Consider the following 10,041-nt stretch of genomic DNA (forward strand, 5'->3'; position numbering starts at 1 on the left):
GGGGGGGGGGGGGGGGGGGGGGGGGGGGGGCGCCCCCCCCCCGCTGCGAGCTGATGGTGCCGGACCTCACATTCTTCGGGTACTCTGCCAGTGAACCATTCGGCACGGCCAGCAGCCCCGCGCTGCCTCTTTCAGGAGAACCCCCATGTTCGATCCCACACTGGTGACCGGTATCGGCGCGATCCTCGCCGTCGTCTTCATCATCGGCATCATCGGTTTCATCATGTTCCGGCGCGCCTATCGCGTCGCCGCACCCAATGAGGCGCTCGTCATCACCGGCCGCGCACCCACCCGCAGCAAGGGCGGGGATGTCGACCTCGAAAGCGGCACACGCGTTGTGGTCGGCGGTCGGGCGATCGTCAGGCCGCTGTTCGACCGCGCGCACACGATCTCGCTGTCCTCGCGCCAGATCAGCATCGAGATCGAAGGCTACTCCTCGAACAACATCTTCCTGCGGCTGCGCGGAGTCGCCCAGATCAAGGTCGGCGAATCGGTTGCCGACATCCGCAAGGCCGCCCAGCGCTTCCTCGATCAGCAGAAGGCCATCGACAACTACTGCCAGGAGATCCTCTCCGGTACGCTGCGTGCAGTCATCGGCACGCTGACGGTCGAGCAGGTGCTGCGCGACCGCGCCGAGTTCGCCGCCCAGGTGCGGGCCGATGCCGCGGATTCGATGAACAACCAGGGCCTGGTCATCGACACCTTCCAGATCATCTCGATCGAGGACGATGACGGCTATCTCAAGGATCTCGGCCGGCCCGAGGCGGCACTCGTCGCCGAGCGCGCCGCGATCGCCGAATCGGAGTCGCGCCGCAAGGCGACCGAGGCCTCGAACGCCGATGCCCAGCGGGTGGCCGAGTCCCAGAAGGACCTCGAGCTGCGCCAGGCCGCGATCCAGCGTGAGACCGCTGCCGAGAAGGCGCAGGCGGCTGCCGCCGAGGAGCTGGCGCGTGCGGAGCAGGAACAGCGGATCCTGGATGAGAAGCAGAAGATCGCCGACCGCAACAACGAGCTGCGCGAGCGCGAGCTCATCGGTGAGGTGCAGAAGCCAGCCGATGCCAAGAAGTACGCCGCCGAACGCGAAGCTGACGCCGATCACTACCGGCGTGAGCGCGCCTCGGCAGCGGCACTGGTCGAAGCGCAGAACGACGCTGCAGCCGCTGAGACACGCGGCCGGGCCGAGGCCGCTGCGGTGGCCGCCCGCGGTGAGGCCGAGGCACGGGCGATCGAGGCCGCCGCCGAGGCGTACGCCTCCTACAACGATGCCGCGCGCCTGGCCGAGATCCTCAAGGTGCTGCCGGAGATGGCCGGCCGCCTGGCTGAGCCCTACGGCAGCATCGACAAGCTCTCGATCATCTCCTCCGATGGGGAGGGAAAGCTCAGCGAGAACATCGGCGTCAACCTCGCCAAGGTGCTGCAGGTCGTCGATGAGACCACCGGAGTCGACCTCCGGACCCTGCTGCACACCGCCGCAGACTCCCAGACTCCCACATCTCAGCCGGCTCCGGGTGCCGGTTCAGCTCAGCCGGCTCCGGGTGCCGGTTCAGCTCAGCCGTCTGCCGCCGCCGAGGCGGAGGAGACGTCCTGATCTGAGGTCACCGAGCCGATGATGCACAGGGGCGGGCAGCGATGATTCGCCGCCCGCCCCCTTTTGGGTGAGTCTGTCAGGCTCAGCTGTCCTGCTTGATGAGCTCGGCGCACTTCTCGCCGATCATCATGACGGTGATGTTCGGGTTGACAGCCGTGATCAGCGGCATCACCGAAGCATCAGCCACGCGCAGGCCCGTGACGCCCTTGACCTTGAGATCAGGGGTCAGCGGGGACTCGCTGTCATCCACCGGGCCCATCCGGACGGTGCCGGCCGGGTGGTAGACGGTGTTGTGGGTGCGGACGATGTAGTCTTCGATCTGCTCATCGGTCTGCACGTCCTCGCCCGGGTAGAGTTCGCGGCCGGCCCATTCGGCCAGCGCCGGCTGGGAGACGATCTCGCGGGCCTTCTTGATGCCCTCAACCATGATGTGCATGTCATAGCCCTCGGGGTCGGTGAAGTAGCGCGGATCGACCTTCGGCTTGTCCCGGTAGTCGAGGCTGCGCAGGCGCACGGTGCCCCGCGAGCGGGCGTGCGGGACGTTGGGGGTCAGGCAGAAGGCGTTCTCCGAGGTCGGGTAGCCCTGGCGCAGGGTGTGCATATCGAAGGGCACCGAACCGTAGTGCATCATGAGGTCGGGCACGTCGCCCTCGCCGTCGACGCGGGTGAAGATGCCGATCTCCCACCACTGGGTCGATTCGGTGACCATCGGCTTCTTCGCTTCCCACTGGATGACCGCCTCGGGGTGATCCTGCAGGTTAGAGCCCACACCCGGGGCGTCGACGCGCACGTCCACGCCGACCTCCTCGAGGTGCGCGGCCGGGCCGATGCCCGAGAGCATGAGCAGCTTCGGGGTGTCGATCGCGCCGGCGGAGACGATGACTTCGCGGCTGGCGGCGATCCGCTGAGTGGTGCCGAAGGCGTTGTTGACGACATGGACACCGGTGCAGGTGTTGTCGTCGTCGAACTCGAGCTCGCGCACCCACGTGTCGGTGAGGATCGTGAGGTTCTCACGCGTGAGGTTCGGGTGCAGATACGACACCGAGGACGACGCACGGGTGCCGTCCGCCTTGCGGTTGATCTGGAAGAAGTTCGCACCGTTGACGACGGTCTCACCGGTGTTGAACTGTGTGCGCGGGATGCCGGCCTGTTCGCAGGCGTCGAGCACGGCCACACCGCAGGGATCCTTCGGCGGGACGTTCATGAGCTCGACCGGGCCGTCGTGGCCGTGCAGCGGGCCTTCGTCCTCATTGGTCTCGAGCTTGGTGAACAGCGGGAAGGTCTTCTCCGCCTCCCAGCCGGTCGCACCGTAGGTGTGCGCCCAGGCGTCGAGGTCCTCCTTCGGCGCCCAAAAGGCGATGCAGGAGTTATGCGAGGAGCAGCCGCCGAGCACCTTGGCGCGGGCATGGCGCATGAACGAGTTGCCGTTGGCCTGCTCTTCGATCGGGTAGTCCCAGTCGTAACCGGATTCGAGCAGCTCCATCCACCGGTTGAGGGTGAGGACGACGTCGAGGTCCTCATCGGTCGGGCCGGCCTCGAGCAGTCCGACGGTGACGGTGGGGTCCTCGCTCAGGCGGGCGGCGACGGCGGCACCGGCCGAACCGCCGCCGACGACGATGTAGTCGAAAGTGTGGGTGGTCTCCATGGCTCCCTCTCAGTGCTCGGGGAACCAGCCGGTGACGGCCGGTTCGAGATTCTGGTAGATGTGCTTGGCTTCCTGGTATTCGGCCAGACCGGTGGGCCCGAGTTCGCGACCGAATCCGGACTGCTTGTATCCGCCCCATTCGGCCTGCGGCAGGTAGGGGTGGAAGTCGTTGATCCAGATGGTGCCGTGGCGCAGCCGGCTGGCGACCCGCTGGGACTTGCCGGCGTCCTGTGTCCACACCGCGCCGGCCAGACCGTAGTGGGTGTCGTTGGCCAGTGCGACCGCCTCGTCCTCGGTGGAGAACGTCTCAACGGTCACGACCGGGCCGAAGGCCTCGTCGCGCAGCACCGACATGCCCGGCTTGACCTGGTCGATGACGGTCGGCAGGTAGTAGAAGCCGGATTCGAGCTCTCCGGTGCCCCACTGACCGCCGCAGCGCACGCGGGCGCCTTCCTGCTTGCCGGCCTCGACGTAGGCGGTGACCTTGTCGCGGTGCTCAGCGGAGATGAGCGGGCCGGTCTCGGCGTGCTCGTCGAAGGGCCCGCCGAGGCGGATCTGCTCGGCCCGGGCGACGAGTTCGTCAACGAACTCCTCGGCGATCGACTCCTCGACGATGAGCCGGGCACCGGCAGAGCACACCTGGCCGGAGTGCACGAAAGCGGCGTTGAGCGCATTGTCGAGCGCGGCTTTGCGATCAGCGTCGGCGAAGATGACGTTCGGGTTCTTTCCGCCGAGCTCGAGGGCGATCTTCTTGACCGTCTCGGCTGCGTTGCGGGCAATGAGCCGGCCGGTGACCAGACCGCCGGTGAACGAGACCATGTCGACATCCGCATGCGTCGACAACGGGGCCCCCGCCTCGGCGCCGGCGCCCAAGATGAGGTTGCCGACCCCGGCGGGCAGGCCGAGCTCATCGAGGACCTGCATCGTCAGGATCGCGGTGTGCGGGGTGAGTTCGGCCGGCTTGAGCACGAAGCTGTTGCCGGCGGCGAGGCACGGGGCGATCTTCCAGGCCGCCTGCAGCAGCGGGTAGTTCCACGGGGTGATGAGCGCGCACACGCCCACCGGCTCGTGGACGATGCGGGAGACGACGGTGCTGTCACCGGCGTCGACGACGCGACCGGCATCGGCGTCGGCGATGCGGCCGAAGTAGTCGAAGCAGGCGGCGATGTCGTCCATGTCCATCTCGGACTCGACCAGCCGCTTGCCGGTGTCGAGGGACTCGGCGTGGGCGAACTCATCCTTGCGCTCCCGGATGGCGTCGGCGACCTTGAGCAGCAGCGCGCCGCGCTCGGCGGCCGGCACGCTCGACCACACCTGGGAGTCGAAGGCGCGGCGGGCGGCTGCGATCGCCTTGACGGTGTCGTCCTGGGTGGCTTCGTCGACCACGGCGACGAGTTCGCCGTTGGCCGGGCAGTGGATCTCGCGGGTTCCTCCGGCGGAGGCGGAGACCCACTCGCCGTCGATGTACAGGGTGTTCGGCATGGCACTCCTCATTTCTGCACAGGGCTGGCGTCAGCGGTCGCTGGCCTCAGTCCGTGTCTTCTCAGGGGTTTCCTCTTCCCAATCTGTGGTGAGGGCGGTGGTCGATGCTGCGGCGACGTCCGGCGGTGTGCCGTCGGAGATCCGCAGGAACTCCAGGTGAGCCTCGAAACTGCTGAGGACGTCGGAGATGAGCTGTTCCTTGGTGTACCCGAAAACATCGTATCCACGCGATCCCTCGGTGTTGAAGACTTCGAGGCGGTAGTAGGCGTCACTGCCTTCGCGGGCGGTGTTGAGGGCGAACGACGGCATCTGCGTGGCCACCGGGTAGACCTGGTAGACACACGACTCCGCGTCGGCGAACTCGATCGTCAGCGCTGCCTGCGGCAGCTTGTGGGAGACCACTTCCGAGGTGTCGAGGCGGGCGTCTGAGCCGTTGGCGCGCAGCTCCTCGGCCACCTCGGTCAGCGCCGGGATGACAGTGGACTTGAAGTAGCGGGAGGCGGCCCCGCGGCCGGGGAAGCTCGTGGCGCGGCGCAGGCGCTGCTGCCAGGACAGTCCTGCCTGGCCGGACAGGCGGCCGGGCAGGCTGTTGAACCGGCTGTCGGTGACGTCGAGCTCGACCTGCAGCGCCCGGTACAGCGACAGCATGACGAGATAGAGCACCACCGAGAACGGCAGTCCGATGATGAGCGTGGCTCCCTGCAGGGTGGTGACGCCGTCGACGATGAGCATGCCGAGCGTCAGCACACCGGTGGCGATCGCCCAGAACACGCGCAGCCCCTTGCGGCCGTCGGTGTTCGGGTCATGGGTGTAGGAGGTGAAGTTCGCCAGCACGAGTGCACCGGAGTCTGCCGAGGTGACGTAGAAGAGCAGGCCGACGATGGTGGCCAGGCCGATGACAGCCGGGGCGCCGGGGTACATCTCCAGCAGCGAGTAGAAGGCACGCTCCGGGGTGTTGGCGGCGACGTCGGCGAATTCCAGGTTGCCGTCGAGCACGAGACGCAGCGTGGAGTTGCCGAAGATCGAGATGAAGATGGCGATGAAGGTGAAGGGGACGATGAGCACGCCGATGACGAACTGGCGGATCGTGCGGCCGCGGGAGATGCGGGCGAGGAACAGTCCGACGAACGGCGCCCAGGCCACCCACCAGGCCCAGAAGAACAGCGTCCAGCCGGCCATCCAGTCATCGGGCTGGATGAACGGGAAGACATCGAGGGTCATCCGCGGCAGCTCGTAGAGGTACTCGCCGACGTTGGTGACGAGGGCATCGAAGAGGAACCGGGTCTTGCCGGTGATGAGAATGTGGGCCAGCAGCACGATCGCGAGGATGACGTTGAGCTCAGACAGACGGCGGATGCCCTTCTCCACACCGGTGACGGTCGAGATCGTGGCCATGATGACGGCCAGGGCGATGAGGCCGATCTGGGCGCCGACGCCCTCGGGGACACCGAACATGAGGTGCAGGCCGTAGTTGAGCTGCACGACGCCGATGCCCAGTGAGGTGGCGATGCCGAAGACGGTGCCGAGCACGGCGGCGACGTCGATGGTCGAGCCGAGCCAGCCGTTGATGCGCTTGCCGATCGCCCAGTACAGGATCGAGCGGATTGAGAGCGGCATGTTCTTGCGGTAGGCGAAGTAGGCGAACGCCATGCCCATGAGGGCGTACATCGCCCAGCCGGTGATGCCGTAGTGGAACAGCGTCCAGATGACGGCCATGCGCGCCCGGCCAGTCGGGTCGGTGTCGGGATTCAGCGGGTCGTCGACCGCGCCCTCTGGCGGGAACAGGAACTGGGAGGCCGGTTCGGAGACCGAGAAGAACATCAGGTCGATGCCGATGCCGGCAGCGAACAGCATCGCCGTCCACGTGAAGAGGCTGAACTGCGGTCGGGAGTGCTGCGGGCCAAGACGGATCTTGCCGGTGCGGCCGGCGGCCATCATGATGACGAAGACGATGATGAGTGTGGCGGTCAGGATGTAGTACCAGCCGAAGTTCGCTGAGATCCAGCCGACGGCGGTGTTGAGCACGAGGTCGGCGTTCTCCGGGGCGATGATCGCCCACAGCGCGATCGCCAGGATGCTGATGCCGGAGATGAGGAAGACCGGCCAGTTCGGTGGAGGCGAATCTGTCGGCGAGCCGTCAGCTGGTGCTTGGTCGGCCCGCGCAGGGCCAGCATCGGTGGCTGCTGCAGCGGCTCCGGGCCGGGCGTCGTGTGGGGCGTTCGAGTCTGAAGGCTCTATCGGATCTGACGGCTGTTTCGAATCGCTCATCTCTTCGTCTCTGCAGTGGTGTGAGTGCAGGCGCAGGGATCCCTGCGCCTGCCGGGCACTTCACACCATAACAAGGCCGCCAGTCCGCTTACCGGCAGGTAACGGTCACGCGCTGCGCGGGTACGCCGTCACCGCCCGCTGCCGCACACGCCCGAGCCATCACCCGAAACGATGAGGATTGCGTCAGCCCACCTGGTCGAGTGCAGTCTCCAGACGCGCTACCGCCGCGTCGACATCAGCCCACTTGTCGAGGCCGAACAAGCCGATGCGGAAAGTCTGGAAGCCCTCCGGCTCGTCGACCATGAGCGGGACCCCGCCCGCCACCTGCACGCCTGCCTGCGCAAACGCGGCCACCACCTCGGCGGCGGGTCGCTTGGCCTGCACGACGACAACCGTCGGAGACTGCCAGCCCTCGGCGGCGACTGAGGAGTAGCCGCGGGAGCTGAAGAGCTTGCGGACTCTGTCGCCGAGTTCGATCTGGCGCTCACGCAGCTTCGGCAGCCCGAATTCGACGGCCTCCTGCATGAGGGTCAGGTTATGGGTGATCGAGTCGGTCGGCATCGTGGCGTGGTAGCCGTGCTTGCCGGCGGCGTAGCCCTCGCAGATCGTCATCCACTTCTTCAGGTCGAGTGCGAAGCTCGAGCTCGTGGTGTCCTCGATCGCTGTGCGGGCGCGCTCACCGAGCATGATGTAGCCGGCGCACGGCGTGCCGCTCCAGCCCTTCTGCGGGGCCGAGAGCAGAATGTCGACGCCGATGTCGTCCATGTCGACCCACAGTGGACCGGAGGCGACGCAGTCGAGGACGAACAGGCCGCCCACCTCGTGCACGGCCTCGGCGATCCGGCGCATGTAGTCATCGCTCAGCAGCACTCCCGAGGCGGTCTCGACGTGCGGGGCGAGGACGAGCTCGGTGCGCTGGCGGCGGATGGTCTCGACGACCTCGTCGATGGGAGCAGGAGCGAATCCTGCGTCGACGTCGCCGCCGGCCGGGCGGGCCTTGAACACCTCGTGTGCGGCCGGGATCTGGCCGGTGTCGAGGATCTGCGACCAGCGGTAGGAGAACTGGCCGTTGCGCACGATGAGGCAGCGCTTGCCGCCGGCGAACTGGCGGGCGACCGATTCCATGCCGTAGGAGCCGCCGCCGGGGACGAGCACCGCGGTCTTGGCGTTGTAGGTGCTGCGCAGGATCGACAGCGTCTCCTCCATGACGGAGACGAAGCGGGCGGACATGTGGTTGAGGGAGCGGTCTGTGAAGACGACGGAGTACTCCAGCAGGCCGCCGGGATCAATATCGCTGTGTGGAAGTTTCATACCATTATCTTAGCTCCCGCACGTGCATCCGTGAGATCCGGGTCACACAGTGGAACGAAAGAGCGCCGCCCAGCTTGGGGAGGCTGGGCGACGCCGGGGTGGGGATGCGGTTGTGTTGGGTGGCGTATTCGAGGGTGATCAGGGCCCGCTCATGCGGCTGAGGCTTCAGACTCCGGCGGCGACCGCGTTCTTGATGCGCTCGAAGTCGACGGTGCCCGGGCACGAGGTGGCGACGACGGAGTTGTGTGGGATGAGCGCGACGTGGGGGTCGAGTCCGTAGTCGCGGCAGATGCGCGCGCACAGTGCGATCGAAGTGTTGTAGGTGAACTCGTCGGGGGCGCGGTTCTGGTCTGCGGAGTGCTCGATGCCGATGCTGCGCTGGTTCATCGCGAAGTTGCCGGCATGCCAGGCGGTGTCGCCTTCGTTCACGTACTGATGCAGGGCGCCTTCGCCGATGCCGTAGTGAGCGCTGACCTGGGAGGCCGGGTCCTTGAAGGTGGCATCCGCGGCGGCGAGGGTGCCGACGATGTAATGGATGACGATGCGGTCGATGCCGGAGCCTCCACGGCCCTGGTTGAAGTTCGGGCTGCCGATCCAGATGGGTTCTGCCATGGCTCAGCCCTCCAATCCGCGGCCGAGCGCGCAGCCGAGGCGGTTGGCCGGATTCGAGGCCTCACCACCATCAGCGTCGGAGGTGCGGAAGCCGGCGGCTTCGGTGATGGGCCGGCTCTCGGCAGCGTGACCGGGTGCGGCACTGAGCAGTACTGCGGATCCGAGGACTGCGGCGCCGGATGCGAACAATGAGCGGCGGGATATCGTATTCGTGTCCATGCACACGACGTTAGAGACGTCGAGATTGCCCTACAATCCCGCGTTGGTGCTACGACGATCGTGGTAATTCCGGTGCTTTCAGCCCCTCACCTGCACGGCTGACCGGTTGGTCAGCCTGAGCGGAAGTCAAGAACGTGAACTTTATTCAGATTGACTCCGGCATGGCACCTGTTCCGGACGGCTACTCCCCCACTCCACGGGACCGAAACACCGCAGCTATCGCCGAACTGACGCCTTTCATCAGCGCTCTCTCTCGCCGGCTGACTCGTGATTCAGCAGATCTTCCGCAAACCAGTACAAGCTCTGACCATCGTAGTTCCACGCGTCAGCGGCCGAGAAGCTGGGTTTATCGCAACCGGCCTTAGCGAATATCGCATCTCGCAGTGCTGTCAGAGTCCATTGCTCGTCTGGGTCCTCCGCTACAGCCCAACGCAGTGGTCTTACCGGATCGTTGATCCAGCTGACTGACCTTCGGTCTGGCACTTCGTCGAGCCACGTGTCGATTTCAGCGACTACCGCGGGAGCAACCTGAGCCTCAAGGGATAGGTGAATCCGCGCGCCATTGGGAATTCCACCTCGTTCCGCTATTACTTTCGCTGATCGAGCGCGACGTTCTTTCTTAGCAATGCGCTTGCGCACTGAGTCGGTATCGACGCTTGGTGCCGGGATGAGCGTCCGGCCTTCAAGGTTCTCAACCGGGAACAGTTTTCTGAAAGTCACAAAGGTCCCGCTCGAATCGCGGAAGAGGCTGTACTCATGACACTCAATCTCGAGTCCGTCAGCTGCCGTTTCAGTCAGCCATTGCACCGTCGTAAGCACCTGGTCCGGGAAGGCCTCCGCTGTCCCGCGTCAAGTAGTTGGCAGGATTTCCTTGGTTTTGAATGTCGGGGTGGTGGGGTCGGCTAGGCCCAGGTGC

8 protein-coding genes are annotated in these 10,041 nt (G+C 66.1%); 1 reads left to right on the forward strand and 7 read right to left on the reverse strand.

Going from position 1 to position 10,041, the window contains the following annotated elements:
• Window positions 1–145 precede the first annotated feature (145 nt).
• On the forward strand, window positions 146–1,588 hold the full coding sequence (locus H9634_RS14100) for a flotillin family protein (protein ID WP_191727436.1): 1,443 nt from the start codon (window positions 146–148) through the stop codon (window positions 1,586–1,588).
• An 82-nt stretch (window positions 1,589–1,670) separates the two neighbouring features.
• On the opposite strand, the gene H9634_RS14105 is transcribed toward H9634_RS14100, so the two are convergent.
• The 7 genes from H9634_RS14105 to H9634_RS14135 form a co-directional block, all read right to left on the reverse strand.
• Window positions 1,671–3,233: a GMC family oxidoreductase gene (locus H9634_RS14105; RefSeq protein ID WP_191727437.1), complete on the reverse strand. Its 1,563-nt coding sequence runs from the start codon at window positions 3,231–3,233 to the stop codon at window positions 1,671–1,673.
• Window positions 3,234–3,242: 9 nt separating this feature from the next.
• Window positions 3,243–4,715, reverse strand: coding sequence for an aldehyde dehydrogenase family protein (locus tag H9634_RS14110; RefSeq protein ID WP_191727438.1), 1,473 nt, complete (start codon window positions 4,713–4,715; stop codon window positions 3,243–3,245).
• A 30-nt stretch (window positions 4,716–4,745) separates the two neighbouring features.
• Window positions 4,746–6,983, reverse strand: coding sequence for a choline BCCT transporter BetT (betT, locus tag H9634_RS14115; RefSeq protein ID WP_191727439.1), 2,238 nt, complete (start codon window positions 6,981–6,983; stop codon window positions 4,746–4,748).
• A gap of 183 nt (window positions 6,984–7,166) precedes the next feature.
• Window positions 7,167–8,294: an aminotransferase class V-fold PLP-dependent enzyme gene (locus H9634_RS14120; protein WP_191727440.1), complete on the reverse strand. Its 1,128-nt coding sequence runs from the start codon at window positions 8,292–8,294 to the stop codon at window positions 7,167–7,169.
• A 165-nt stretch (window positions 8,295–8,459) separates the two neighbouring features.
• Window positions 8,460–8,906: an N-acetylmuramoyl-L-alanine amidase gene (locus H9634_RS14125; protein ID WP_191727441.1), complete on the reverse strand. Its 447-nt coding sequence runs from the start codon at window positions 8,904–8,906 to the stop codon at window positions 8,460–8,462.
• A gap of 3 nt (window positions 8,907–8,909) precedes the next feature.
• A complete protein-coding gene (locus H9634_RS14130; protein WP_191727442.1) occupies window positions 8,910–9,125 on the reverse strand; it encodes a hypothetical protein in 216 nt (71 codons plus the stop codon).
• A gap of 240 nt (window positions 9,126–9,365) precedes the next feature.
• On the reverse strand, window positions 9,366–9,932 hold the full coding sequence (locus tag H9634_RS14135) for a hypothetical protein (protein WP_191727443.1): 567 nt from the start codon (window positions 9,930–9,932) through the stop codon (window positions 9,366–9,368).
• Between the last annotated feature and the right edge of the window lie 109 nt (window positions 9,933–10,041).

Origin of the sequence: Brevibacterium gallinarum (assembly GCF_014836885.1) — a bacterium.
Lineage (GTDB): Bacteria > Actinomycetota > Actinomycetes > Actinomycetales > Brevibacteriaceae > Brevibacterium > Brevibacterium gallinarum.